Here is a 23,305-nt window from a genome sequence, read left to right on the forward strand (position 1 = left end):
ATCAGGTGTCTGCACCGTCGTCTCAAAAGACGGTGCCGCAAATGGAAAAACGCCGCGACGGCTGATGCCGTCACGGCGCGGGTGTTTCAGTGTCTGGCGGGGATCTTAGTTGATCTGGCCGTGACAGTGTTTGTACTTCTTGCCCGAACCGCAGTAGCACAGTTCATTGCGGCCAAGCTTCTGCTCGTTGCGCACTGGCGCGGTGGCCAGGGCCACATCGACCTCGACGCCCTCTTCCAGGGCTTCCGGCTGATCCAGCCCCGGTGCCTCGGCGTGTTCGAACTGCATGCGCTGGGCCAGAGCCTCGGCTTCCTGACGCAGGCGAGCCTCTTCCTCGGCCGGGTCTTCGCGACGCACCTGGACGTGGGACAGCACGCGGATCGAGTCGCGCTTGATGGAGTCGAGCAACTCGGAGAACAGGGTGAAGGATTCGCGCTTGTACTCCTGCTTCGGGTTCTTCTGCGCGTAGCCACGCAGGTGAATACCGTGACGCAGGTGGTCCATGGTCGACAGGTGGTCTTTCCACAGGTCGTCCAGTACCCGCAGAACAATCTGCTTCTCGAAAGTGCGCAGGGCCTCGGCACCGGCCTGGTCTTCTTTCTCGTTGTACGCGGCGATCAGCTCGTTGAGCAGCTTCTCGCGCAGGGTTTCCTCATACAGGTGATCGTCTTCGTCGAGCCATTGCTGGATCGGCAGGCTGACACCGAAGCCACTCTGGATGGCTTCTTCCAGGCCTGCCACGTCCCACTGCTCAGGCAGCGATTGCGGCGGAATGTGGGCGCTGACGGTAGCGTTGAGCACGTCCTGGCGGAAGTCGGCGATGGTTTCGCCAATGTTGTCCGCGGCCAACAAGGTGTTGCGCATGTGATAGATCACTTTACGCTGCTCGTTGTTGACGTCGTCGAACTCCAGCAACTGCTTGCGGATGTCGAAGTTGCGGCCTTCGACCTTGCGCTGGGCCTTCTCGATGGCGTTGGTCACCATGCGGTGCTCGATCGCCTCGCCGGACTGCATGCCCAGGGCCTTCATGAAGTTCTTCACCCGGTCAGAGGCGAAGATACGCATCAGGCTGTCTTCCAGGGACAGGTAGAAGCGGCTGGAACCGGCGTCGCCCTGGCGGCCGGCACGGCCACGCAGCTGGTTGTCGATACGACGGGATTCGTGACGCTCGGAAGCGATCACCTGCAGGCCACCGGACTCCAGCACTTGCTGGTGGCGCTTCTGCCAGTCGGCCTTGATCTGGGCGATCTGCTCCGGAGTCGGGTTCTCCAGGGAAGCCACTTCCACTTCCCAGTTGCCGCCCAACAGGATGTCGGTACCACGACCTGCCATGTTGGTGGCGATGGTCAGGGCGCCCGGGCGACCGGCCTGGGCAATGATTTCCGCTTCCTTTTCGTGAAACTTGGCGTTCAGGACCTTGTGCTCGATGCCTTCCTTGTTGAGCAGGTTGGACATGTGCTCGGACGTTTCGATGGTCGCGGTGCCGACCAGCACCGGACGGCCCTGGGTCATGCACTCCTTGATGTCGTTGATGATCGCGGCGTATTTCTCGTCCGCGGTCAGGAACACCAGGTCGTTGTAGTCCTTACGGGCCAGCGGCTTGTTCGGCGGAATCACCATCACCTGCAGACCGTAGATCTGATGGAACTCGAAGGCTTCGGTGTCGGCGGTGCCGGTCATGCCGGACAGCTTGGTGTACAGACGGAAGTAGTTCTGGAAGGTGGTCGAGGCCAGGGTCTGGCTCTCGGCCTGGATATTGAGGTTTTCCTTGGCTTCGATGGCCTGGTGCAGGCCTTCGGACAAGCGGCGACCGGGCATGGTACGACCGGTGTGTTCGTCCACCAGGACCACCTGCCCATCCTGGACGATGTATTCAACGTTGCGGTTGAACAGCTTGTGCGCACGCAGGCCGGCGTAAACGTGGGTCAACAGGCCCAGGTTGTGCGCCGAGTAGAGGCTTTCGCCTTCAGCCAGCAGGCCGACCTGGGTCAGCATTTCTTCGATGAACTGGTGACCGGCTTCGTTGAGCTCGACCTGGCGGGTCTTCTCGTCGACGGTGAAGTGACCGGCCTTGGTGACCTGGCCTTCCACTTCCTCGATGTGCTGCTCCAGGCGCGGGATCAGCTTGTTGATCTCGGTGTACAGGCGGGAGCTGTCCTCAGCCTGGCCGGAAATGATCAACGGAGTACGGGCTTCGTCGATGAGGATCGAGTCGACTTCGTCGATCACGGCAAAATTGAGCTCGCGCTGGAACTTGTCTTCCATGCTGAAAGCCATGTTGTCGCGCAGGTAGTCGAAACCGAATTCGTTGTTGGTGCCGTAGGTGATGTCGGCGGCGTAAGCAGCACGTTTCTCTTCAGGCGGCTGGAACGGCGTGACCACGCCGACGCTCAGGCCGAGGAATTCGTACAGCGGGCGCATCCAGTTGGCGTCGCGGCGAGCCAGGTAGTCGTTCACGGTCACCACGTGCACGCCCTTGCCGGACAGCGCATTGAGGTACACACCCAGGGTCGCTACCAGGGTCTTGCCCTCACCGGTGCGCATCTCGGCGATCTTGCCTTCATGCAAGGTCATGCCGCCGATCAGCTGCACATCGAAGTGGCGCATTCCCATGATCCGCTTACCGGCTTCACGGGCGACCGCGAAGGCTTCGGGAAGCAGTTTGTCGAGGGTTTCACCCTTGGCGATACGGGCCTTGAACTCGGCAGTCTTGGCACGCAATTGATCGTCCGAAAGGGCCACCATTTGCTCTTCGAAGGCATTGACGATCTGTACCGTCTTGAGCATGCGTTTGACTTCACGCTCGTTCTTGCTTCCAAAAAGTTTCTTTAACAAAGGCGCAAACATATCGGCAGGATCTTCCACACATAGGGTTGGAGGGCGGCCCCGTGAGTCGCCCGAGCAGCCCTCATGGCCGCATGCGAACGAGCATTCTACCCGGAAACGATGGTGAGGAAAGTGGCGTTATTCCACGATGCTGGCACAGCGCTGTGACGGGGCTCACCTAAAATAAGGGCTTTTCGCTGAACTTCAAGCCCATTGACCACAGAAGTTAATGATTACGATCAGCAAAGAACCAGAAATAGATCAAAGTACGAACAAGCGATGGCGCCGGCGTGGCGGGCGCTTTCTGCTACCATGGCGCCTCTGTAACTTCAGGTTTCTGATCATGGCATTTCGCCCCCTTACGGCACGCGCTCCCGCCGTTCTTCTTCGCGAAGCCAAGCCTCTGAAAGCCATACTCGGCCACGCCCAGCGCCTGGCGCATCTGCAGCGCCTGCTGGAAAGCCAGCTGCAGCCGGCCGCTCGCGAACATTGCCACGTTGCTTCCTGGCGTGAAGGCAGCCTGCTGCTGATCGTCACCGACGGGCACTGGGCAACGCGCCTGCGCTATCAGCAAAAGCGCCTGCAACGTCAATTGCTGGAGTTCAACGAGTTCAGCAACCTGACGCGCATCCTGTTCAAGGTCCAGCCGCCGACGGTCCAGCAAGGGGCCGCGGGACACACCATGGACCTGTCGAACAACGCCGCTGAAACCATCCAGGCCACCGCAGAGGGCATTACCGACCCCAACCTGCGCGCGGCCCTGGAGCGCCTGGCCAGCCACGCCAAACCGCGGGGCTGACTCAAGCCTGTACTTCAGCGCCGCTTGCTGCCGCCGAGCAGGGACCCCATCAAGCCCCGCACCAGTTGCCGTCCCAATTGATTAGCCGCCTGGCGCATGGCCGACTTCAATGCCTGCCCGGCAGCCGTGCCAAGGAACTCACCCGCCCGGTCGGCCAGGCTGGGCTCTTCAGCCGCTGCTTTGTCAGAAGGCTGCTGATCCTGCGGTGCCAACTCCTTGCGCCCCAGCAACACTTCATAGGCTGATTCGCGGTCGATCGGTTTGTCATAGCGCCCCAGCAGCGGCGAACTGGCGATCAGGGCCTGGCGCTCGGCCTCGGTCAGCGGCCCGATCCGTGACTGCGGCGGCGCCACCAGTACCCGCTGGACCATTTCTGGCGTGCCCTTGTCCTGCAAGGTGCCCACCAGCGCTTCGCCGATGCCCAGCTCGGTCAGTACCGCCAGCGCATCGAAGGCGGGGTTGGGACGGAAACCATCCGCCACGGCGCGCAGGGACTTCTGTTCCTTGGCAGTAAAGGCCCGCAAGCCATGCTGGATACGCAATCCCAATTGAGCCAGGACATTGTCCGGCAGGTCCCCGGGCGACTGGGTAACGAAATACACCCCCACACCTTTGGAGCGAATCAGCCGCACCACCTGCTCCAGCCGGTCCTGCAAGGCCTTGGGAGTACCGGCGAACAACAGGTGCGCTTCGTCGAAGAACAGCGCCAGCAGCGGCTTGTCCGCATCGCCCCGCTCCGGCAGTTGCTCGAACAGCTCGGCCAGCAGCCATAAAAGGAAGGTCGCATAGACTTTCGGCGCCTCATGCACCAGGCGGCTGGCATCAAGCAGATGAATCCGCCCACGACCATCGGCGGCCGGCTGCAGAATGTCCTCCAACTGCAACGCCGGCTCACCGAACAGTGCTTCGGCGCCCTGCTGCTCCAGGGTCGCCAGGCGCCGCAACAGCGCCTGGCTGGAGCCGGTAGTCATCAACGCAGCATCGTCCCCGAGCAGCTGCGGGTTGTCCTTGAGGTGGTTGAGCAGCGCCTTGAGGTCCTTCAGGTCGAGCAGCAACAGGCCTTCGCGATCAGCCACCTTGAACGCCGCATAGAGCGCCGACTGCTGGCTGTCGGTGAGTTCCAGCAAACTGCCCAGCAGCAGCGGGCCCATTTCGCTCAGGGTGGTGCGCAGAGGATGACCGCTTTGCCCATGGATATCCCACAGGGTCACCGGATAGGCCTGTGGCTGATGCTTGAGCCAGGGCATGCCGGCGATCCGCTCGGCAACCTTGCCCTGGGGGTTGCCCGCAGCACCCAGCCCACAGAGGTCGCCTTTGATGTCTGCGGCAAATACCGCCACTCCGGCATCACTGAAGGCTTCTGCCAGGCGCTGCAGGGTGACGGTCTTGCCGGTGCCCGTGGCGCCCGCCACCAGACCATGGCGGTTGGCCAGGCGCATGGCCTGGGCGATCGGCAGGCCATCGAGGCCGGCACCGATTACGAGTTGCGATGAGTCAGGCATTTTGTCACCCCTGGTTAATCTTTGGCCTTACACGGTCGATATGAATAAATGATGGATCAGAAGTATCTGAAATAAAGGTCAGGTAATTCCCGTGGGATAGATGGAGATATCAGCTTACTTATAACACCGCCCTTCTGTGCGTTTTTCCAACCCGATGCCCTGGACTCAAAGACCTTAGCGGACACCCCAAGCCATGAACAAAAATCTGCGCTTCAGCCACAAGATCCTGCTTGCCGCCTCGCTGATCGTCATAGCTGCATTTGCACTATTCACGCTCTACAACGATTACCTGCAACGCAACGCCATTCGTGATGATCTGGACAACTATCTTCAGGAAATGGGCGACGTCACGGCAAAAAATATTCAGACCTGGCTCGCCGGTCGCGCCCTGCTGATCGAGAACATCTCCCAGTCGGTGGCCCTCAACACGGACCCTGCGAATGTCAGCAACCTGCTGGAACAGAAATCCGTCAGCTCGACCTTCATGGGGGCCTACCTGGGCAACAATGACGGCACCTTCATCATCCGTCCCAACAGCAAGATGCCGGATGGCTACGATCCTCGCGCCCGCCCCTGGTACAAGAGTGCCGAGAGCAGCAGCGGCTCGGCCCTGACCGAACCCTATATCGACCTGGCGTCCGGCCAGTTGGTGATCTCCATCGTCGACAGCGTGATCAAGGCCGGCCAGAGGATCGGTGTGGTCGGCGGCGACCTGAGCCTGCAAGTAATCACCGACAGCATCAATGCCCTGGACTTCGACGGCATGGGCTACGCCTTCCTGATCAGCGCCGACGGCAAGATCCTGGTGCACCCGGACAAGAACCTGGTGATGAAGACCCTCAAGGACGTCTACCCCCAGGACACCCCCAAGATCAGCAGTGAACTCAGCGAGATCACTGTCGATGGCAAGCCGCGTATTGTCACCTTCACCCAGATCAAGGGCCTGTCCTCGGTGAACTGGTACATCGGCCTGTCCGTGGACAAGGACAAGGCTTTCGCCATGCTCAGCGAATTCCGCACCTCGGCGATCATCGCCACCCTGACGGCCGTGGCCCTGACCATTGCCCTGCTGGGCCTGCTGATCCGCCTGCTGATGCAGCCGCTGCACGTGATGACCCGGGCCATGCAGGACATCGCCGATGGCGAAGGCGACCTGACTCGACGCCTGAACATCCATAACCAGGACGAGTTCGGCATCCTCGGCACCGCCTTCAACCGTTTCGTCGAACGCATCCACGGCTCGATCCGCGAAGTGTCCTCGGCCACCGAGCACGTCAACGAAGTCGCCCTGCGCGTGGTCAGCGCCTCCAACTCGTCGATGCTCAACTCCGATGAGCAGGCCAGCCGCACCAACAGCGTGGCCGCCGCCATCAATCAGCTCGGAGCCGCCGCCCAGGAAATCGCCCGCAATGCCGCCCAGGCTTCGCAACAGGCCAGCGATGCGCGCAACCTCGCCGAAGACGGCCAGCAAGTGGTGGATCGCAGCATCCAGGCGATGAACCAACTGTCGGACATGATCAGCGCCTCCAGCAGCAACATCGAAACCCTCAATAGCAAGACCGTGAACATCGGGCAGATCCTCGAAGTGATCACCAGCATTTCCCAGCAGACCAACCTGCTGGCCCTCAACGCGGCCATCGAAGCGGCCCGGGCCGGCGAGGCAGGACGCGGCTTTGCCGTGGTTGCCGATGAAGTGCGCAACCTGGCGCACCGCACCCAGGAGTCGGCGCAGCAAGTGCAGGGCATGATCGAGGAGTTGCAAGTGGGCGCTCGCGAATCGGTGAGCACCATGAGCAACAGCCAGCGCCACAGCCAGGACAGCGTGGAAATCGCCAACCAGGCCGGGGAACGACTCAACAGCGTGACCCAGCGCATAGGCGAGATTGACGGCATGAACCAGTCGGTGGCTACGGCGACCGAAGAGCAGACCTCGGTGGTGGAGTCCATCAATATGGACATTACCGAGATCAATACGCTGAATCAGGAAGGCGTGGAAAACCTCCAGGCTACCTTGCGGGCCTGCTCCGATCTGGAGCAGCAGGCAGCACGCTTGAAGCAACTGGTGGGCAGTTTCAGGATCTGAAAGCGCCCAACGCCCTGTCGCCGGCTAGCCGGCGGCAGGCTCAAGCAGGCTTGGGCCGGGATGGCGCCTGAGGCTCCTGCTGCAATTGCTCCCACAACTGCGCGGCATCGGGAAAATCGGTGCCGTCGTCAGGGCTCAACTCATCGGGGTCATAACGGCTCAGGCAACCTTCGCCGAGGGTGGCGGGTGCCTTGGACGTGGCTTTATCCAGTGGATCGGTCATCGGGCTGACCTCGTGATGTGCAAAACCAGGAGCGGGGTATTGAACCCCCGCGCCTGGTTTTTTTTCAATCAGAACACCACAGTCTTGTTGCCGTGCACCAGCACACGGTCTTCCAGGTGATAGCGCAGGCCGCGGGCCAGGACCATTTTCTCCACGTCACGACCGAAACGCACCATGTCCTCGATGCTGTCGCTGTGGCTGACCCGCACCACGTCCTGCTCGATGATAGGACCGGCGTCCAGTTCCTCGGTGACGTAGTGGCAGGTTGCGCCGATCAGCTTCACACCGCGCAGCGAGGCCTGATGGTAAGGCTTGGCACCGACAAAGGATGGCAGGAAGCTGTGGTGGATGTTGATCACCTTGTGCGCGTACTCGCTGCACAGCTCCGGCGGCAGGATCTGCATGTAGCGCGCCAGCACCACCACTTCGGCGTCGTGCTGCTTGACCAGGCGCGACACCTCGGCGAAGGCCGGCTCCTTGTCCTGCGGGTTGACCGGCACGTGGTAATAAGGAATGCCGTGCCACTCGACCATGCTGCGCAGATCATCGTGGTTGGAAATCACGCAGGCGATCTGGCAATCCAGCTCATCGCTGTGCCAGCGGTGCAGCAAGTCGGCCAGGCAGTGGGATTCGCGGCTGGCCATCAGTACCACGCGCTTTTTCTCGGCGGTATCGGTAATGCGCCAGTCCATCGAGAACTCTTCGGCGATCGGCGCAAAGGCCTCGCGAAAAGCCTCCAGGCCAAAGGGCAGTGAATCGGCACGAATCTCGTGGCGCATGAAAAACCAGCCACTGAGATTGTCCGAGTGGTGGCTCGCTTCGGTGATCCAACCGTTGTGGGAGGCTAGAAAGTTACTGACTTTGGCAACGATGCCAACGCGGTCAGGGCAAGAAATCACCAACCGAAAGGTGCGCATGGGGGGGAAACTCCAGAACTTCGCAAAGGTCGCCATTCTAGCGATTGCGCGACAAAACTGCAGTATTCATTGCATCCAGCTCCCTGGGTAGATCACCAAGGGCCGCTCCGGCCCGGCTTAGCGGCCGCTACTCCAGGCGCCGTAATGGCACTTGTAAATAGTGCTTAACTAGTTTGTGAATAACCGGCCCGAATGCATCAACCTATTAAATAGCGAAATGTCTTTTACGCCTAAACACACTAAGAGAGACGAATAAAACAGCGGTATTATGTTTACTTGCTCAAACTCCCTGACTATTATTGCGACACTGTCACCCAGCCACTCAGCGCTCAATAAGGTAGTCCTCATGTCCCTGATCAACGAATACCGTGCCACTGAAGAAGCCATCAAAGAACTGCAAGCGCGTTTGAAGAACCTGTCCCAAGACGACAAACTGAAAGCCGAACTGGAGTTCGAAGGCAAACTGCGCAGCCTGATGGGCGAGTACTCCAAATCCCTGCGCGACATCATCGCCCTGCTGGATCCGGACTCGAAAGTTAAAGCACCTCGCGCCGCGGTTAAAACCACCGGCACCAAGCGCGCCCGTAAAGTTAAACAGTACAAGAACCCGCACAACGGCGAAGTCATCGAAACCAAAGGTGGCAACCACAAGACTCTGAAAGAGTGGAAAGCCAAGTGGGGCGGCGACGTGGTAGAAGGCTGGGCCACCCTGCTGGGCTAAGCCTCGCCGTTGAGCGCCCGGGCATTGCAGCCCTGCAGAGAAAACGCCAGCATGCTGGCGTTTTTTTATGCCCTGGCAACCCGCTCAAGGAGCGGGGCCGCTGCTCAAAGAGCCAGGCGCCGAGTCAGGGCCTGCACATAGTCCTGCCATTGATCCAGAACCTGACGCTGCACCGGGTCCGCACTTAACAGCGATTGCTCAAGCCCTTGCCGGAAACTTTCCAGGGTATTGGGTGCACCGAGTTGCGGATCTAGCAAACGCTGCTGACAAAAAACCAGCCAACGTTCTTGCTCGGCTTTGTTCAATGTTTCTGGAAAGTTGCGGGCACGGTAGCGAAAGAGTAATTCCGGCAAGCGCTCATCATCGAATGGCCATTGTTGCTGGGCCAAGTGCAACGGGTCAGCCTCACGTACTTGCTCACACAAACGCCGGTCACGGTCACCAATAAAACCGTCGTACAACTGTTGCTCCGGGTCATCGCTTGCGGCAAATTCATCCGGCCCATAAATCACCGAAAGTTTATCCCGCCAAACTTCTTGAGCTTCGCTCAAGGCCACAGCCCGACGCTGATATAGCTCCATGTCCAAGTGCAGCCGCTGTTGATCTTCACTGCGCAGAACACTCAATGGCGCCACGACCGGGCAGCGATTGATATGGATGAGTTTCAACGGCACCGGCAACTCGCCTTCGAGCAGATCTTCCCGGCGCGTGTACAAACGCTGGCGCAGGGTTTCGGCGTCCAACTCCAACAGCCCCTGAGGGTCCAGGTGCAGGTCGCAGACAATCAAGGCATTGCGATTGCGTGGATGCCAGGCCAGGGGCAGGACCACGCCGATGTAGTGGCGCGCCGCAGAAAAGCGCCCGGAGATGTGCACCATGGGTTGCAACAGGCGGACCTGATCCATCACCCGCTGCTTGCTGCGCAACTGGAACAGCCAGTCATAGAGTCTGGGCTGTTTGTCGCGAACCAATCGCGCCAGGGCGATGGTCGCCCGAACATCGGACAGCGCGTCATGGGCCTGGCCGTGATCGATGCCGTTGGCTGCGGTCAGGCGCTCCAGCTTGAGGCTTACCTGCCCCTGCTCCTCGGGCCAGACGATCCCCTGGGGGCGCAGCGCATAAGCCGTGCGCACCACGTCGATCAGGTCCCAACGGCTGTTGCCGCCCTGCCACTCCCGGGCGTAGGGGTCGAAGAAATTGCGATACAGGCTGTAGCGGGTCATCTCATCGTCGAAACGCAGGGTGTTGTAGCCCACGCCGCAGGTCCCGGGGCGCGCCAGTTGCTCGTGCACCCGGGTCATGAAATCCGCCTCCCCCAGGCCTTGTTCGGCCAGACGGCCAGGGGTGATGCCAGTGATCATGCAAGCCATCGGATGGGGCAGGATATCGTCGCTGGGCTGGCAGTAGAGGTTGACCGGCTCGTCGATCTCGTTGAGTGCCAGGTCGGTGCGGATACCGGCCACTTGCAACGGGCGATCACAACGCGGATTGATGCCGGTGGTTTCGTAGTCGTACCAAAAGAGGGAAGTCACGGCCTGTTCCTGAACTGAAAGACCGCCGCAGTCTAGGCGTTCAGGCGCCGTCAGGGCCAGCCGCACGAACCGGGGCGAAGGCATTGGACTTGGCGAATTCGTAGTTAATGATGTCGTTTGCCCCTCAGACACTGCTAGCATCGGCGCTGGATTTTTTACCAGAGCAAGCCGATAAGTTACCCATGCTTGAGACGACAGCAACGCCAAGGAACGCATCGCTGCACCCGCCACTGGATACGCGCTACCAGGTCGAAACCCCCGAGGGCATCGACCTGCCGCTGCGGCCTGCGGGGTTGCTGGTGCGCACCCTGGCCTTCAGTCTCGACCTGGGTATCCGCGGGCTGGTACTGGGCCTGCTGTTCATCATCCTGGGCTTTTTCGACGAAGTCGGCGTCGGCCTCGGCTCGATCCTGCTGTTCCTCATCAGTTGGTGGTACATGGTGCTGTTCGAGGTGCTGAACCAGGGACGCTCCCCCGGCAAGCAACTGATGGGGCTGCGAGTGGTGCAGGACGACGGCACCCCGATTGGCTGGAGTGCCTCCCTGACCCGCAACCTGCTGCGCTTCGCCGACATGCTGCCTTTCGGCTATTTCCTCGGCGCCATCAGTTGCCTGCAGCACCCGACCTTCAAACGCCTCGGCGATCTGGCCGCCGGTACCCTGGTGATCTACCGCGAGCAGCCGGTCAAACGCCCCGAACTGCCGCCAGCCGTCCCCCGCACTGCGCCCTTCGCCCTGAGCCTGAATGAGCAACGGGCGATCCTCGGCTTTGCCGAGCGCCAGGGCCAGCTGTCGGCCGAACGTACCCGGGAGCTGGCCGGCATCCTCGCGCAACCGCTGCATGTACCCAGTGCCCAGGCCACGGCCGAACTCAATGGCATTGCCCGCGGCTTCCTGGGAACCCCATGAAACAAAGCCTTTTCGAACACCGCCACCAGGCGCAATGGCAGCAGTTCGAGCAGTTGCTCGAGCGTCTGGAACATGGCCGGGCCAAAGCCGAGGAATGCCAGAGCTTCGTCCAGGACTACCGGCGCCTGTGCCAGCATCTGGCCCTGGCCGAAGAACGCGGCTACAGCAGCTACCTGATCGATCCGCTGCAACAACTGGCCCTGCGCGGCCACCAGCAGCTGTACCGACAGCGCAGCGCCTTCGGGGCCAATCTGTTGAGTTTCGTGCTGGCCGGTTTCCCCCGTCTGGTGCGTCAGGAATGGCGCCTGGTGCTGCTGGCCAGCCTGCTGTTCTTCGGCAGCCTGCTGGCCATCGGGGTGCTGGTATACCTGTTTCCCGATCTGATCTACAGCCTGGTGAGCCCGCAGCAAGTCAGCGAGATGCAGGGCATGTACGACCCTACCGCCGGGCGCCTGGGGCGGGCCGCCGAACGGGCCTCGAGCGAAGACTGGGTGATGTTCGGCTACTACATCATGCACAACATCGGGATCGCCTTTCAGACCTTTGCCAGCGGCCTGCTGTTCGGCGTGGGCAGTGTGTTCTTCCTGTTTTTCAACGGCCTGATGATCGGCGCCATTGCCGGCCACCTGACCCAGATCGGCTTCGGCCAGACCTTCTGGCCGTTCGTGATCGGCCACGGCGCCTTTGAACTCAGCGCCATCGCCCTGTCTGGCGCCGCCGGGCTGAAGCTTGGCTGGGCGTTGATCGCGCCGGGCCGCCTGACCCGCGGCGAAGCCCTGCTGCAAGCCGCGCGCGTCAGCGTACAACTGATCTACGGCGTCATCGGCTTCTTGCTGATCGCCGCCTTTGTCGAAGCCTACTGGTCCTCCATGACCTGGCCGGCCGCCTGGGTCAAATACAGCGTCGGCAGTGCCCTTTGGGGCCTGGTGGCGGCCTACCTGACCCTGGCCGGACGTGAATCCCATGCGCCTGAGTGATGCCAGCGTGGTGATCCGCCCCCGCAGCGCCTGGGAGGCCATGGACCTGGGCGTGCTACTGAGCCAGCGTCATCGGCGCTTGCTGATGACCAGTTGGGCCATCGTCAGCCTGCCAGTGTTCGCCCTGCTGAGCCTGCTGCTCTGGGAATCGCCGTCGCTGGCGATCCTGCTGTTCTGGTGGCTGAAGCCGGCCTTCGAACGCCTGCCGCTGTTTATTCTGTCTAAAGCCCTGTTCGGCGAAACACCCAGCCTGGGGCAAGCGCTGAAACAATGGCCCCGCCTGCTCAAGCCGCAACTGCTGGCCAGCCTGACCTGGCGCCGCTTCAGCATGAGCCGCAGCTTCACCCTGCCGGTGGTACAACTTGAAGGCCTGAGCGCCGACGCCCGGCAACAACGCCTGGCGGTGCTGCTACAGAAAAATGCCGGTGCCGCGCGCTGGCTGACCCTGATTGGCATGCACCTGGAAGGCGCCCTGTGGATTGGCCTGATGGTGCTGTTCTACCTGCTGCTGCCACAACAGGTCGAAGTGGACTGGAGCTGGCAGAGCCTGATGATCGCCGCCCAACAGGACTGGCTATGGCTGGAACACCTGACCAACGTCTTCTACGCCCTGGTCCTGGTGATCTGGGAGCCGATCTACGTGGCCTGCGGTTTCAGCCTGTACCTGAACCGACGCACCGAGCTGGAGGCCTGGGACATCGAGCTGGTGTTCCGTCGCCTGCGCCAGCGCCTGACCGGTGCCAGCACGTTGCTCTTGCTCGCCGGCCTGCTGTTCCTGGCACCGACCCAAGCGCTCTGGGCCGCCGCCCCCAGCAGTTCCGCGGCCGGTCCCGAGACCCCGCGGCTGCTGCAGCAACCGCTGACCAGCAAGGCCTCCAGGGACAGCATCCAGGCCATCCTGGACAAGCCCCCCTTCAAGAACCAGGAGTCGGTCACTCGCTACCGTTTCGGTGACCAGCAAGCCCAGAAGAAGGACGCCAAGGGCAAGCCTCCAGGCTGGCTCAAGAACCTGCTGGAAAGCCTGGGCAAGGACAGTTTCGGCGGGGTCGCCAAGGGCCTGGAGATTCTGCTCTGGGGGTTGCTGCTGGCGGCTCTGGGCTGGCTGATCTGGCGCTACCGCGATTGGCTGCAGGCCTTCGTCAGCCGTCGTCCGCTGCCGCGCAAGAAACGCCCCGCGGCCATGCCCCAGCAGTTGTTCGGGCTGGAAGTCAGCAGCGAAACCCTGCCCGCCGATGTCGCCGCCCGCGCCGCTGAACTCTGGGCCAGCCAGCCCCGGGAGGCCCTGGGCCTGCTGTACCGGGCGCTGCTCAGTCGCTTGCTGGAAGACTTCCACCTGCCCCTCAGCGTGGCCGATACCGAAGGCCAGGTGCTGGAGCGCATCAAGGCGCTGCAGCAGCCACAATTGGAGGCCTTCAGCATCAGCCTGACCCGCCACTGGCAGAACATGGCGTACGGTCATCAGGTACCCGGCGCCGACCTGCAACCACAACTGTGCGGCGCCTGGCGCAGCCTGTTCGGCCCCGGAGCACAGCCATGAAGCGCTACCTGTGGGGCGGCCTGGTCCTGCTCCTGGCTCTGGTCCTCGGGGCCGGCGGCTATTACCTGTATCGCCATGCCACGCCCTATCAGGAAATGGTCGATCACGGCCCCTCCCCCGAGGCCCGGGCCAACCCCTACCTGGCGGCCGAGATGTTCCTGCGCGAACGTGGCCTCAAGGTGCAACACGCCAATAGCCTGGACGTTCTGGCCAGCTTGCCCGCGGCCGGCAACAGCCTGTTGCTGCTGGGAGAGCGCTCGAACATGAGCCCGCCCCAGGTCGACCAGCTCCTGGAGTGGGCCCGCTCCGGCGGCCGCCTGCTCTTCGTCGCCGAGGCCCTGTGGGACGAGGACAGCCAGAAGAGCGGCGACCTGCTGCTGGACCGGGTGCAGATCCACCAGCAGCTCAGCCAGGACCTTGACGAGCCACCGGAGCCGGAAGCCGACGATGCCTATCCGAAGCTGACCAAGGTCTACCTGGAAGACGAACAGGCTCCGGCCTACATCAGTTTCGACACCGACTTCCACCTGGACGACCCGCAAAACCTGGCGCAATCCTGGGCCAACAGCGGCGTGGCGACCCACATGATCCAGCTTGAATACGGCAAGGGCGCGGTCATCGTGCTCACCGATGCCGATATCTGGAAAGCCCCGGCCATCGGCCTGTACGACAACGCCTGGCTGCTGTGGTACCTCAATACCGATAGCGCCGTGACGCTGCTGTTCAATACCGATCACCCGGACCTCTGGCAGTTGCTCTGGCGCTATTTCCCCCAGGCGCTGGTAGCCCTGGCCCTGCTGCTCGGCCTGTGGCTCTGGCAGGCCGGCGTGCGCCACGGGCCGTTGCTGGCTCCAGCCCCCAAGGCGCGGCGCCAACTGCGTGAACACCTGCGGGCCAGTGCCGACTTCCTGCTGCGCCATGCCGGCCAGGATGCGTTGCTGCAGGCCCTGCAACTGGATATCCGGCGCCGTGCGCGGCGCCGCCACCCGGGCTTCGAGCAATTGCCGACCGAGGCCCAGTGGGACGTGCTGGCCCTGCTCAGCCAACAACCTGTCGAGGCCATTCGACAGGCCCTGCAACCCTTGTCCGGACAGCGCCTTTCCAGCGTTGATTTCAGCCACCAGGTCGCCCGCCTGCAAACTCTCAGGAATGCCCTATGAGCGAACAACCGATCGAATCCCTCGAGCCTTCCGAGGCCCCACAGCCTCAGGTCCATGCTGCCCAGCAGCGCCAGCGGGCCAGCCAGCTGGCTCAGGCGGTGCGCCTGGAACTGCAGAAGGCGGTGATCGGCCAGGAAGCGGTCATCGACGATGTGCTGACCGCCCTGATCGCTGGCGGCCATGTGCTGCTCGAAGGCGTACCCGGGCTCGGCAAGACCCTGCTGGTACGAGCCCTGGCCCGCTGCTTTGGCGGCGAGTTCGCGCGCATCCAGTTCACCCCCGACCTGATGCCCAGCGACGTCACCGGGCATGCGGTATACGACCTGCAGACCGAGCAGTTCAAGCTGCGCAAGGGCCCGCTGTTCACCAACCTGCTGCTGGCGGACGAGATCAACCGCGCGCCGGCCAAGACCCAGGCCGCCCTGCTGGAAGCCATGCAGGAACGTCAGGTCACCCTCGAAGGCCGAGCGCTGCCCATCGCCCAGCCGTTCATGGTCCTGGCTACCCAGAACCCCATCGAACAGGAAGGCACCTACCCGCTGCCGGAGGCCGAGCTGGATCGCTTCATGCTCAAGCTGCGCATGGACTACCCGGATGCCGAACAAGAACTGGCCATGGTCCGCCAGGTGACGCGCTCGACCCGCGCCGACATGCTCGACGTACAGCCTCTGCGCACCGTACTCCAGGCCAAGGACGTACTGGCCCTGCAGCGCATCGCCAGCGAACTGCCCCTGGACGAGCAGGTGCTCGATTATGCCGTGCGCCTGGCCCGGGCCACCCGCAGTTGGCCAGGCCTGACCCTGGGCGCCGGCCCCCGCGCCTCCATTGCCCTGGTGCGCGGCGCTCGTGCCCGAGCCCTGCTGCGTGGCGGCGAATTCGTGATTCCCGATGACATCAAGGGCTGCGCCATGGCCGTGCTGCGGCATCGAGTGCGGGTCGCCCCGGAGCTGGACATCGAAGGCCTGTCGGTGGAACAGGTGCTCAAGCAGATGCTCGAACAGATTCCGGCACCGCGCCTGTGAGCCGCCCACGCCAATGAAGCCGACCCGTCTGCTGTTGATCTGGCTGGGTACTTTGACCGGCCTGTACACCCTGCTCGGCGCCGCCCGCGCCCTGGGCAGCGAGGCCCTGCCGCGCCTGGATTCGATTGCCTGGGGCCTGCTGCTGGCGTTGTTGCTGCTGGCATTGCTGGACGCCCTGCGCCTGCTGCGCGTGGCCTCGCCGCAGATCCAGCGCCAGCTACCCGGCAGCCTGCCCCTGGGCCGCTGGAGCGAGGTGCAACTGGAGATCCTGCACGACTACCGGCAACCACTGGATGTGCAGCTGTTCGACCACCCGCCCCAGGGCCTGGGCTTCGAGCACCTGCCGCAGTCCACGCGCTTGGAGCCGGGGCAGGTCAGCCGGATCGGCTATAACGTGCGCCCACTGCAGCGCGGCCACTTCAATTTCGACCAGTGCGAAGTCAGCCTGCCCAGCCCTCTCGGACTATGGAGCGCCAAGCGCCTGCTCAAGGTGCACGACAGCACCCGGGTCTACCCGGACTTCGCCCGGCTCTACGGCGCGCAATTGCTGGCGGTGGACAACTGGCTCAGCCAACTCGGTGTGCGCCAGCGACAACGCCGCGGCCTGGGCCTGGAGTTCAACCAACTGCGGGAGTTTCGCGAAGGCGACAGCCTGCGGCAGATCGACTGGAAGGCCACGGCCCGCCAACGCGCGCCCATCGTCCGGGAGTACCAGGACGAACGCGACCAGCAGATCATCTTCATGCTCGACTGCGGGCGCCGCATGCGCAGCCAGGATGGCGAGCTGGCGCACTTCGACCACGCCCTCAATGCCTGCCTGCTGCTGAGCTATGTCGCCCTGCGCCAGGGCGATGCGGTGGGCCTGTACAGCTTTGCCGGGGAACGCTCGCGCTACCTTGCACCGGTCAAGGGCTCGGCCCAGTTGAGCGTGCTGCTCAATGGCGTCTACGACCTGGACACCAGCCAGCGCCCCGCCGATTACCAGGCCGCCGCCAGCGAGCTGCTGGCCCGGCAGAAACGCCGGGCACTGGTGGTGCTGATTACCAACCTGCGGGACGAGGATGACCAGGAACTGCTGACGGCGGTCAAGCGCATCGGCCGCCAGCATCGGGTGCTGGTGGCCAGCCTGCGCGAAGAGGTGCTCGACCAGTTGCGCCAGAGCCCGGTGCAAACCCTGCCCGAAGCCCTGGCCTACAGCGCGACGGTGAACTACCTGAACAGCCGCGCCGAGCTGCACGAACGCCTGAGCGCTCACGGCGTCGCCCTGCTCGACGCCCGCCCGGGAGAACTGGGGGCCGAACTGGTCAGCCGCTATCTGAGCTGGAAGAAAGCCGGCAGCCTGTAGCTGCTGCCGAGCGCCTCAGGCCGAGGTCTGCAACGGGTGAAAGCTGAAGTAATGACGCAACGCCTGCTCCAGCTCGACAAACTCCGCACCGGCCCGCAACAGGCTGAAACCGCTGTCGTAGTGGTGCGGCGTCAGGTCCTCATGGCACCAGAGGCAGCAGGCGCTGAAGTCGATGAACTGCACCTGGCCGTCACCGCCGGGGACTTTCACCCGCAAGTCGAATTCGGCACCGATCAGCATCGGCAACTGGCTGATCAGCATCAGCCCGTCGGCCGACAGGTTGCCAAGGAAACCCACCGGCTTGTCGGTGAAACGATTGAATACTTTTAAAAAGGACGGCAGTTGGTGCCGCTCGATCCGAGGTTCCATGAACATGCTGGGTATCGCTATGAAAGGTCATTAAGCATGACCGCACTAGTGCTTCGGAACAGGCCCTGATATCGGCCCGCCCTCCCGGATTCGATGCGCGAGGAAGACTGCCAGAAGGATTCCAACGCCACTGCCACCAGCCGGGCCGGGGCAGTTTTCGAACAGCCTGTGCAGATGTTAGCTCAAGCACGAGGGGCAATTACACCGCCCCCTAGTGAATCTCTTTTACAACGCAGTGCGACGAACTTGAGCGGCGCCATTTGCCGGGTAGTGCCCCAACTGTTGCAGGGTATCCAGGCGAGCCCGGGCGCGAAACGCGTACTCGCTGGTGGGGTACTGGGTAATGATGAACTGGTAGGTCTGCGCGGCATCGACGAACAACTTCTGGCGCTCCAGGCATTGCCCGCGCAGCATCGACACTTCCGGCTGGATGTAGCGACGGGCACGGCTGTCACGGTCGACCTGGCTCAACTCGAGCATCACGCTCTCGCAGTTGCCGCGGTCATAAGCGCGGTAGGCGTTATTCAAATGATGGTCCATGGACCAGCGGGTACAGCCGACAACACTGACGGCCAGGGCAGCAATGAGTACGAATCGCATGGGGTATCTCCTGTCTTGTGCAGTGTATCGACTCATCGGCAAAAATCTTCAAGGTTGTTGCGGTAAACAAACAAAGCAATAAGTAGTGCAAACGAACAATGACTACAACTTCGGAGCATAGTAGCCTCTCGTTGCGCTTGAACTCAGGAGTCCGTGCATGTCCGTTCGTCGTACCAAAATCGTTGCCACCCTTGGCCCGGCCAGTAACTCGCCGGAAGTTCTCGAACAGCTGATTCTCGCGGGCCTGGATGTTGCCCGTCTGAACTTCTCCCACGGCACTCCGGACGAGCACAAGGCTCGCGCCAAACTGGTCCGCGACCTGGCAGCCAAGCACGGCCGCTTCGTGGCCATCCTCGGCGACCTGCAGGGCCCGAAGATCCGCATCGCCAAATTCGCCAACAAGCGCATCGAGCTGAAGATCGGTGACAAGTTCACCTTCTCCACCAGCCATCCGCTGACCGAAGGCACCCAGGATATCGTCGGCATCGACTACCCGGATCTGGTCAAGGACTGCGGCGTGGGCGACGAGCTGCTGCTGGACGACGGCCGCGTGGTGATGCGTGTGGAAACCGCCACCGCCACCGAGCTGCATTGTGTGGTGACCATCGGCGGCCCGCTGTCCGACCACAAGGGCATCAACCGTCGTGGTGGTGGCCTGACCGCCCCGGCCCTGACCGAGAAAGACAAGGCCGACATCAAGCTCGCGGCCGAGATGGAAGTCGATTACCTGGCCGTGTCCTTCCCACGGGACGCCGCCGACATGGAATACGCGCGCAAGCTGCGTGACGAAGCCGGTGGTACTGCCTGGCTGGTAGCGAAGATCGAACGCGCCGAAGCGGTGGCCGACGACGAAACCCTCGACGGCCTGATCAAGGCCAGCGACGCGGTCATGGTTGCCCGTGGCGACCTGGGCGTGGAAATCGGCGACGCCGAGCTGGTGGGCATCCAGAAGAAAATCATTCTGCACGCCCGTCGCCACAACAAGGCGGTGATCGTTGCGACCCAGATGATGGAGTCGATGATCCAGAACCCGATGCCGACCCGCGCCGAAGTGTCCGACGTGGCCAACGCCGTGCTCGACTACACCGATGCGGTGATGCTCTCGGCGGAAAGCGCCGCCGGTGCCTACCCGCTGGAAGCGGTGCAGGCCATGGCGCGGATCTGCGTCGGTGCGGAAAAGCACCCCACCAGCAAGACCTCCAGCCACCGCATGGGCAAGGTGTTCGAAAGCTGCGACCAGAGCATCGCCCTGGCCGCCATGTACACCGCCAACCACTTTCCGGGCGTGAAGGCGATCATCGCCCTGACCGAAAGTGGCTACACCCCGCTGATCATGTCGCGCATTCGCTCCTCGGTGCCGATCTACGCCTACTCCCCGCACCGCGAAACCCAGGCTCGCGCAGCCATGTTCCGTGGCGTCTACACCATCCCGTTCGACCCGGCTTCCCTGCCGCCCGAGCAGGTCAGCCAGGCAGCGATCGATGAGCTGCTCAAGCGCGGTGTCGTAGAGAAAGGCGACTGGGTGATTCTCACCAAGGGCGACAGCTACCACACCACCGGCGGCACCAACGGCATGAAGATCCTGCACGTGGGCGACCCGATGGTCTGAGTCTTAGCCTTGCTGAACAAAAAGCCCCGGTGCCGAAAACACCGGGGCTTTTTCATGCCCGCGTGAAACCGCTGTCCACGGCCTCAGCCCTTGCTGAGAAACCCGGACAACGCGGCGATGGCTTCCGGGGACTGCAGGCGCCGGGTGAATTCCACGCCCTCTTGCTCAATGACCTGGCGCAGTTGCTCGCGGTCCGGCGCCTTCATCAGGCGCTTGCTCACCTGCAGCGCTTCGGGCGCCAACTGGCTGAAACGCAAGGCCGCCTCCCGGGCCTTGGCCAAGGTGGCCACACCATCCCCCAGGGCGGCGCTGGCAATCCCCCAGGCGGCGGCCTGTTCGCCACTGAAGCCTTCGCCCAGCAACAGCAACTCCGCCGCCTTGGCCTGCCCCAGCAAGCGCGGCAGGATCAGGCTCGAACCAAATTCCGGGCACAGCCCCAGGTTGACGAACGGCATGCGCAGCCGTGCATCGCGACTGACATAGACCAGGTCGCAATGCAGCAGCATCGTGGTGCCGATGCCTACTGCCGCGCCGGCCACTGCGGCCACCACCGGCTTGCGACATTGCACAAGGCTGCGCATGAAGCGAAACACCGGGCTGTCGAGGTCCCGGGGCGGTTGCTGGAGGAAGTCGGCGATGTCATTGCCGGCGGTAAAGCATTCGCTGCTGCCGCAGATCAGCACGGCGTTGATCTCGGGATCGCCATCGGCCTCGCTCAGGGCGTCGGCCAGGCGAGCGTACATGGCGCGGGTCAGGGCGTTTTTCTTGTCGGGACGGTTCAGGCGCAGGGTCAGCAGCCCGCCCTCACGTTGCAACTCGATGGCATCGGTCATGGGGATCTCGCTCTGGAAGAATCAGCGCTCAACCACGGGGCAGGAACACATCGGCCAGCAGTTGATTGCGCGGCAGCCCCGCCAGGTACAGGCGCCGGGCGAAGGCTTCGACACTGTCAGGGTGACCGCAGAGTAAGGCCTGGGTTTGCCGGGAAACAAGCCGCAGTTGCGCCAAAGCGGCTGTCAGCTCGGCCCCGGTCCACAGCTCGACGGACAGCTGGGCTCGGTTCGCCGCCAGGGCCGCCAGGGGTTTGGCCAGGTAATGCTCACTGCTGTCATGGGCCAGGTGAATGATGCGGATGGGGCCCTGGTGATCCTGGCGCAGGGCCTCGCGCAGTATGCCGAACAGCGGCGCCAGGCCGGTTCCCGCGGCCAGTAGCCAGAGTGGGCGCTGCTGCCAGTCCGGATCGTAGTGCAAGGCGCCGCCCCGCAACTCCCCCAGGCGCATCGGATCGCCCAACTGCAACTGGCGCGCCGCATCGCTGAACTGGCCCGGATGCCGGCAATCCAGGTGGAACTCCAGAAAGCGGTCGTCTTCCGGCAGGCTGGCCAGGGAATAAGGCCGGGCGATCTGGCCGGCGGCCCACAGCACCAAATGCTGGCCGGCGCGGTAACGCAAGGGCCGCTGCGGCTGCAGGCGCAGGCGCAGGACCGAGCTCGACAACCAGTCCAGGCCGCTCACCGTCGCAGGCAGGCCATCACGCACAGGGTCGAAGGTCTCGACGTGCAGGTCCTCCACCACCTGGCACTGGCAAGCCAGGCGCCAGCCGAGCCGGCGCTGTTCGTCGCTCAAGGCATCCGGCCGGCTATCGCTGGGCAAGCCCTGGACACAATGCACCAGGCAGGCATGGCAACTACCGGCGCGGCAACTGTAGGGCACCGTCACGCCAGCCTGATTCAGGGCATCCAGCAGGTTGCTTCCAGGCGCCACCGGCCAGCACCGGCTGCCAACGGTCAATTCAGGCATCGAGGTTTTCCCAGGCCGCAGAGCAACGATTGCGACCGTCGCGCTTGGCCCGATACAGCGCCTGATCGGCGCGTTGCAGGGCATGGTCCAGATCGTCGCCGGCCCGCAGCAGGGTCATCCCCGCCGATAGGCTCAGGTCTCGTACGTTAAGGCCCACCAGTTGCACTTCGGTGAACGCCAGGCGCAAACGCTCGCAGCAGGAGGTCAGGCGCTCGGCGTCACACTCGGGCAGCAGTACCACGAATTCCTCGCCACCGTAACGGGCCAATACGTCGCCATCGCGCAGGCAAGCCGTGGCCACCGCGGCGAAGGCCTGCAGTACCTGGTCGCCGGCAGCATGGCCGTGGAGATCGTTGATGCGCTTGAAATGGTCCAGGTCGATCAGCGCCAGCCCATGCACCTGCTCCTGATCCATGGCTTGCAGCTCGCGGCTGGCAATGCGCAGGAAATGCCGGCGGTTGAACAGGCCCGTCAGTTCATCGGTGGCTACCAGGTCCTCCAGCTGTCGCATCATGCCTCGCAGCGTGTCCTGATGGGCCTGCAAGGCAAAGCGCCGCTGGCGCATGCGTGAGCGCGAAGCCTGGACATAGGCGGCATACAGGCACATCCACACCAGCATCACCAGCAGCACGCAGACCTGCAGCGCGGCCAGTTGCGGATCACCGAGGAGCAGGCGATAGCCGTCCCACAGGTTGACCCCGGCAAAGCAAAAGAAGATCAGCGCCGCGCTGCGCAGATAGGCCCGGCGGGAGAGGTGAAACAGGCCGAACAGCAACGGCAGCAGGTAGAACACCAGGAACACCCCGCGGGCCTGATCCAGATGGGCCATCAGCCAGGTCTGCCAGGCGATGCCCAGCACCACCTGGACTTCGGTCAGGCTGGGGTCGGCGAACTGCAGGTTGCGTCCGCTGACGAACACCCAGCACAGCAGCCCCTGGCTGGCCAGCACCAGGCCAGTGCCCAGCAGCGCGCTGCCGCTCGAAGCACGGGAATGCCCCGTGACGACGGCCAGCCAGAACAGCAGCAGGATCAGTGCGTAAGTGCCCGCGGCAATGGCGAAGCGCTTGAATAACAGGCTCTGGATGGCTTTATGGGTCAATCGTTGACTCACCGTGAGAAAGGAGGCTTAAAGAGTTTCCTACCCTGCAGGCCACTTGCCACTTTAGTGCTGAGCCCGGCAAATGACTATTCAAATTTAAAACCCCGTCGCCAGGTTTCAGCGCCGACTCAGGCAAGAACAGTGCCCATCCGATAGGCGACTTTGGTTGGCCCGGCCGGCGGGTGTACCCAACCCCCAGGCGAGGTATACTGCCGCGCCTTTTTAGCGTCGCGCCAGTTGTCTGTCCGGCGTGCCTTAGAAGGTGCCTGCATCCGA

The 23,305-nt window shown here is 62.9% G+C and carries 20 protein-coding genes; 10 read left to right on the forward strand and 10 right to left on the reverse strand.

What is annotated here, in order from left to right:
- Positions 1 to 105: 105 nt before the first annotated feature.
- Positions 106 to 2,847, reverse strand: coding sequence for a preprotein translocase subunit SecA (secA, locus tag BLS75_RS10525; protein WP_011063035.1), 2,742 nt, complete (start codon positions 2,845 to 2,847; stop codon positions 106 to 108).
- Positions 2,848 to 3,169: 322 nt separating this feature from the next.
- Here secA and BLS75_RS10530 point away from each other — a divergent pair, with 322 nt between their 5' ends.
- Positions 3,170 to 3,625, forward strand: coding sequence for a DUF721 domain-containing protein (locus BLS75_RS10530; protein ID WP_011063036.1), 456 nt, complete (start codon positions 3,170 to 3,172; stop codon positions 3,623 to 3,625).
- A 14-nt stretch (positions 3,626 to 3,639) separates the two neighbouring features.
- On the opposite strand, the gene BLS75_RS10535 is transcribed toward BLS75_RS10530, so the two are convergent.
- Positions 3,640 to 5,127 (reverse strand): helicase HerA-like domain-containing protein, encoded by a 1,488-nt coding sequence (locus BLS75_RS10535; protein ID WP_072450812.1) that lies wholly within the window; start codon positions 5,125 to 5,127, stop codon positions 3,640 to 3,642.
- A 193-nt stretch (positions 5,128 to 5,320) separates the two neighbouring features.
- Here BLS75_RS10535 and BLS75_RS10540 point away from each other — a divergent pair, with 193 nt between their 5' ends.
- The gene (locus tag BLS75_RS10540; RefSeq protein WP_015636779.1) at positions 5,321 to 7,210 is read left to right on the forward strand and encodes a methyl-accepting chemotaxis protein; all 1,890 of its coding nucleotides are present in this window, start codon (positions 5,321 to 5,323) and stop codon (positions 7,208 to 7,210) included.
- A gap of 40 nt (positions 7,211 to 7,250) precedes the next feature.
- On the opposite strand, the gene BLS75_RS10545 is transcribed toward BLS75_RS10540, so the two are convergent.
- Together BLS75_RS10545 and purU are read right to left on the reverse strand one after the other, a co-directional pair.
- The gene (locus BLS75_RS10545; protein WP_011063039.1) at positions 7,251 to 7,433 is read right to left on the reverse strand and encodes a hypothetical protein; all 183 of its coding nucleotides are present in this window, start codon (positions 7,431 to 7,433) and stop codon (positions 7,251 to 7,253) included.
- 68 nt (positions 7,434 to 7,501) lie between these two features.
- Positions 7,502 to 8,350 carry a formyltetrahydrofolate deformylase gene (gene purU / locus BLS75_RS10550; protein WP_011063040.1) on the reverse strand — a complete coding sequence of 283 codons (849 nt, stop codon included), beginning with the start codon at positions 8,348 to 8,350 and terminating at the stop codon, positions 7,502 to 7,504.
- A gap of 346 nt (positions 8,351 to 8,696) precedes the next feature.
- Between purU and mvaT the strand changes: the two genes are divergently transcribed.
- Positions 8,697 to 9,071, forward strand: a complete 375-nt coding sequence (gene mvaT / locus BLS75_RS10555) for a histone-like nucleoid-structuring protein MvaT (protein WP_011063041.1) — start codon at positions 8,697 to 8,699, stop codon at positions 9,069 to 9,071.
- Positions 9,072 to 9,175: 104 nt separating this feature from the next.
- Here mvaT and sbcB read toward each other — a convergent pair whose 3' ends face one another.
- Positions 9,176 to 10,603, reverse strand: coding sequence for an exodeoxyribonuclease I (gene sbcB / locus BLS75_RS10560; RefSeq protein ID WP_053153474.1), 1,428 nt, complete (start codon positions 10,601 to 10,603; stop codon positions 9,176 to 9,178).
- Positions 10,604 to 10,785: 182 nt separating this feature from the next.
- On the opposite strand from sbcB, the gene BLS75_RS10565 reads away from it, so the two are divergent.
- The 6 genes from BLS75_RS10565 to BLS75_RS10590 are packed head-to-tail and all read left to right on the forward strand — an operon-like array spanning position 10,786 to position 17,552.
- Entirely contained in the window at positions 10,786 to 11,511 is a 726-nt protein-coding gene (locus BLS75_RS10565) for an RDD family protein (protein ID WP_011063043.1), read from the forward strand.
- Positions 11,508 to 12,488: a stage II sporulation protein M gene (locus BLS75_RS10570; RefSeq protein ID WP_011063044.1), complete on the forward strand. Its 981-nt coding sequence runs from the start codon at positions 11,508 to 11,510 to the stop codon at positions 12,486 to 12,488. Before BLS75_RS10565 ends, BLS75_RS10570 begins: the two co-directional genes overlap by 4 nt.
- Complete coding sequence (locus tag BLS75_RS10575) at positions 12,475 to 14,025, forward strand: DUF4129 domain-containing protein (RefSeq protein ID WP_072450813.1); 1,551 nt, start codon at positions 12,475 to 12,477, stop codon at positions 14,023 to 14,025. The genes BLS75_RS10570 and BLS75_RS10575 overlap by 14 nt, the downstream gene beginning before the upstream one ends.
- A complete protein-coding gene (locus tag BLS75_RS10580; RefSeq protein ID WP_072450814.1) occupies positions 14,022 to 15,185 on the forward strand; it encodes a DUF4350 domain-containing protein in 1,164 nt (387 codons plus the stop codon). The genes BLS75_RS10575 and BLS75_RS10580 overlap by 4 nt, the downstream gene beginning before the upstream one ends.
- Positions 15,182 to 16,207, forward strand: coding sequence for an AAA family ATPase (locus tag BLS75_RS10585; RefSeq protein WP_072450815.1), 1,026 nt, complete (start codon positions 15,182 to 15,184; stop codon positions 16,205 to 16,207). Before BLS75_RS10580 ends, BLS75_RS10585 begins: the two co-directional genes overlap by 4 nt.
- A gap of 13 nt (positions 16,208 to 16,220) precedes the next feature.
- Entirely contained in the window at positions 16,221 to 17,552 is a 1,332-nt protein-coding gene (locus BLS75_RS10590) for a DUF58 domain-containing protein (RefSeq protein WP_072442666.1), read from the forward strand.
- A 15-nt stretch (positions 17,553 to 17,567) separates the two neighbouring features.
- Here the strand turns inward: BLS75_RS10590 and BLS75_RS10595 are convergent, their stop codons facing one another.
- Entirely contained in the window at positions 17,568 to 17,927 is a 360-nt protein-coding gene (locus BLS75_RS10595; RefSeq protein WP_011063049.1) for a PilZ domain-containing protein, read from the reverse strand.
- 219 nt (positions 17,928 to 18,146) lie between these two features.
- Positions 18,147 to 18,521, reverse strand: coding sequence for a hypothetical protein (locus tag BLS75_RS10600; RefSeq protein ID WP_011063050.1), 375 nt, complete (start codon positions 18,519 to 18,521; stop codon positions 18,147 to 18,149).
- 157 nt (positions 18,522 to 18,678) lie between these two features.
- On the opposite strand from BLS75_RS10600, the gene pyk reads away from it, so the two are divergent.
- Positions 18,679 to 20,130, forward strand: coding sequence for a pyruvate kinase (gene pyk, locus BLS75_RS10605; RefSeq protein WP_011063051.1), 1,452 nt, complete (start codon positions 18,679 to 18,681; stop codon positions 20,128 to 20,130).
- 83 nt (positions 20,131 to 20,213) lie between these two features.
- Here pyk and BLS75_RS10610 read toward each other — a convergent pair whose 3' ends face one another.
- From BLS75_RS10610 to BLS75_RS10620, 3 genes are read right to left on the reverse strand one after another with little or no spacing between them, the layout of a single operon-like run.
- Positions 20,214 to 20,963, reverse strand: coding sequence for an enoyl-CoA hydratase-related protein (locus tag BLS75_RS10610; RefSeq protein ID WP_072450816.1), 750 nt, complete (start codon positions 20,961 to 20,963; stop codon positions 20,214 to 20,216).
- 28 nt (positions 20,964 to 20,991) lie between these two features.
- Positions 20,992 to 21,930, reverse strand: a complete 939-nt coding sequence (locus BLS75_RS10615) for an iron-sulfur-binding ferredoxin reductase (protein WP_011063053.1) — start codon at positions 21,928 to 21,930, stop codon at positions 20,992 to 20,994.
- The gene (locus BLS75_RS10620; protein ID WP_053153483.1) at positions 21,923 to 23,029 is read right to left on the reverse strand and encodes a GGDEF domain-containing protein; all 1,107 of its coding nucleotides are present in this window, start codon (positions 23,027 to 23,029) and stop codon (positions 21,923 to 21,925) included. The genes BLS75_RS10615 and BLS75_RS10620 overlap by 8 nt, the downstream gene beginning before the upstream one ends.
- Between the last annotated feature and the right edge of the window lie 276 nt (positions 23,030 to 23,305).

The organism is Pseudomonas sp. NFPP12 (assembly GCF_900103205.1).
Taxonomy (GTDB): Bacteria; Pseudomonadota; Gammaproteobacteria; order Pseudomonadales; family Pseudomonadaceae; genus Aquipseudomonas; species Aquipseudomonas protegens.

Coding starts and splice junctions, on each gene's coding strand:
- secA (WP_011063035.1), bottom strand. CDS start 2,847: ATGTTTGCGCCTTTGTTAAAGAAACTTTTTGGAAGCAAGAACGAGCGT.
- BLS75_RS10530 (WP_011063036.1), top strand. CDS start 3,170: ATGGCATTTCGCCCCCTTACGGCACGCGCTCCCGCCGTTCTTCTTCGC.
- BLS75_RS10535 (WP_072450812.1), bottom strand. CDS start 5,127: ATGCCTGACTCATCGCAACTCGTAATCGGTGCCGGCCTCGATGGCCTG.
- BLS75_RS10540 (WP_015636779.1), top strand. CDS start 5,321: ATGAACAAAAATCTGCGCTTCAGCCACAAGATCCTGCTTGCCGCCTCG.
- BLS75_RS10545 (WP_011063039.1), bottom strand. CDS start 7,433: ATGACCGATCCACTGGATAAAGCCACGTCCAAGGCACCCGCCACCCTC.
- purU (WP_011063040.1), bottom strand. CDS start 8,350: ATGCGCACCTTTCGGTTGGTGATTTCTTGCCCTGACCGCGTTGGCATC.
- mvaT (WP_011063041.1), top strand. CDS start 8,697: ATGTCCCTGATCAACGAATACCGTGCCACTGAAGAAGCCATCAAAGAA.
- BLS75_RS10565 (WP_011063043.1), top strand. CDS start 10,786: ATGCTTGAGACGACAGCAACGCCAAGGAACGCATCGCTGCACCCGCCA.
- BLS75_RS10570 (WP_011063044.1), top strand. CDS start 11,508: ATGAAACAAAGCCTTTTCGAACACCGCCACCAGGCGCAATGGCAGCAG.
- BLS75_RS10575 (WP_072450813.1), top strand. CDS start 12,475: ATGCGCCTGAGTGATGCCAGCGTGGTGATCCGCCCCCGCAGCGCCTGG.
- BLS75_RS10580 (WP_072450814.1), top strand. CDS start 14,022: ATGAAGCGCTACCTGTGGGGCGGCCTGGTCCTGCTCCTGGCTCTGGTC.
- BLS75_RS10585 (WP_072450815.1), top strand. CDS start 15,182: ATGAGCGAACAACCGATCGAATCCCTCGAGCCTTCCGAGGCCCCACAG.
- BLS75_RS10590 (WP_072442666.1), top strand. CDS start 16,221: ATGAAGCCGACCCGTCTGCTGTTGATCTGGCTGGGTACTTTGACCGGC.
- BLS75_RS10595 (WP_011063049.1), bottom strand. CDS start 17,927: ATGTTCATGGAACCTCGGATCGAGCGGCACCAACTGCCGTCCTTTTTA.
- BLS75_RS10600 (WP_011063050.1), bottom strand. CDS start 18,521: ATGCGATTCGTACTCATTGCTGCCCTGGCCGTCAGTGTTGTCGGCTGT.
- pyk (WP_011063051.1), top strand. CDS start 18,679: ATGTCCGTTCGTCGTACCAAAATCGTTGCCACCCTTGGCCCGGCCAGT.
- BLS75_RS10610 (WP_072450816.1), bottom strand. CDS start 20,963: ATGACCGATGCCATCGAGTTGCAACGTGAGGGCGGGCTGCTGACCCTG.
- BLS75_RS10615 (WP_011063053.1), bottom strand. CDS start 21,930: ATGCCTGAATTGACCGTTGGCAGCCGGTGCTGGCCGGTGGCGCCTGGA.